1 protein-coding gene is annotated in these 1,583 nt (G+C 54.6%); it reads right to left on the minus strand.

Annotated features, from left to right (window positions below):
• On the minus strand, positions 1-1,549 hold a 1,549-nt coding region (locus VLA04_01860; protein ID HSI20441.1), incomplete at its 3' end, for a penicillin-binding transpeptidase domain-containing protein.
• Positions 1,550-1,583: the final 34 nt, after the last annotated feature.

A 1,583-nucleotide genomic window follows, 5' to 3' on the forward strand; every position in this document is an offset into this window, starting at 1 on the left:
CATTGGCGATGCTGGCGGTGGCAGAAGCCAGCTGAAGTGGGGTGGCTAATACAAATCCTTGGCCAATCGAGGCCTGGTAGGTGTCGCCAATGTACCAGTTGTCTTTAATGACCTCTTTTTTCCAGGCAGGGGTAGGCACAAGACCACTTGCTTCACCAGGGATATCGATACCGGTTTTGGCGCCAAACCCAAACTTTTGGTAGTACTCAGCCAGTCTATCTATCCCAAGGCCTTTCATGTTCCGCTCCTCCCATCCACCACCGAGAGCGTAAAAGAAGATGTTGTTTGATTCGGCAATGGCCTGCCGTGTATTGGTTTGGCCGTGGAGCTTCCAGTCTGGGAAGCTAAAGCTGCCGATGGTAATGGCGGCAGGGGTGTAGAAAGAGGTGTCCTGCTTGATGATGCCAGTCTGGAGCCCAGCAGACGCCACGAACGGCTTAATAGTTGAACCTGGGGCATACGTGCCTTGCATGGCGCGGTTGAGAAGGGGGTTTGCGGGGTTGTCTAGTAGTTTCTGATACTCGTCCTTAGCAATGCCCTCTGCGAAAAGGGAGGCCCCATAGTCGGGCAGGGAGACCATGGCTTTAATGGCACCTGTTTGAGGCTCAATTACTACTGCGCTGGCTCCTAGCTTGGGAAGGTCACCAAATTTCTTCTTGCGGCGCTCCAGTTCATGAATGAGGGCATCGGACACTACTTTCTGAAGCTTTGCGTCGATACTCAGCTTTAGTGTGTCGCCGGTCTTTGGTTCGCTGTTAGCGCTGTCAGGCACTAAACGGACAACCTCGCCGCTTGCGTTCACCTCAGCGTGCTGGACGCCGGGTTTGCCGCTTAGGATGTCGTTGTACTGCTTCTCAAGGCCTGCGCGTCCCACGCGCGTGTTGGGCGATACGCCGCTGTCTACTGCCTGCTGGTCCGGCCGGCCCATGTACCCAATAAGATGGCCTAGTGAGGGGATGTCTATGTAGCGACGGACAGGCAGCTCTTGGAGGATTACGCCCTGTGTGTCGGAGAACCATTCTCGGTAGAGGAGGCTCTCGTCCTTGGTTAAGTTGGTCTTTACCGCAAAAGGCTCGGGGCTCTTGCTCCGGAACTCCTCGATGTAGGTAATGTCTTCATCGGTAAGCTCCGCTTTCTCCTTGAGGAGGGCGTAGACGGTCTCACGGTCCTTCTTACGGGTAGGAAGGGTCTGTGGGTTGATGGCGAGTGCCAACTTCCGGCTGTTCTGTGCCAAAATTTCGCCGTTAGCATCCACAATGAGGCCACGGTCTGAGGGTACGGTAAGGAGGCGCACGCTGTTACCCTCTGCCAAACTCCTGTTAATTCCGGCATTGCTTACCTGGAGGTGGTAGGCCTGGAGGGCCAAAATACTGATTGAAGCCCCAAGCACAATGCCAATCCCTAGGAAGCGGCGTTTTGGCGTGCTGCCATCTTCAATCTCTTCGCCCATTGGGGTGATATCTTCAGAATACGAAAGCCGGTTCCCTGGGTCACTATTAGGGAGTGTGCGCCTTCCTTCCGGATTTCCAAAGAGATCAAAGGAGTTCATGCGACGGTTTGTTGGTGAGGCGCTGAATGAGTGC

It is taken from the genome of Verrucomicrobiia bacterium, from assembly GCA_035460805.1.
Classification (GTDB): Bacteria; Patescibacteriota; UBA1384; order CAILIB01; family CAILIB01; genus DATHWI01.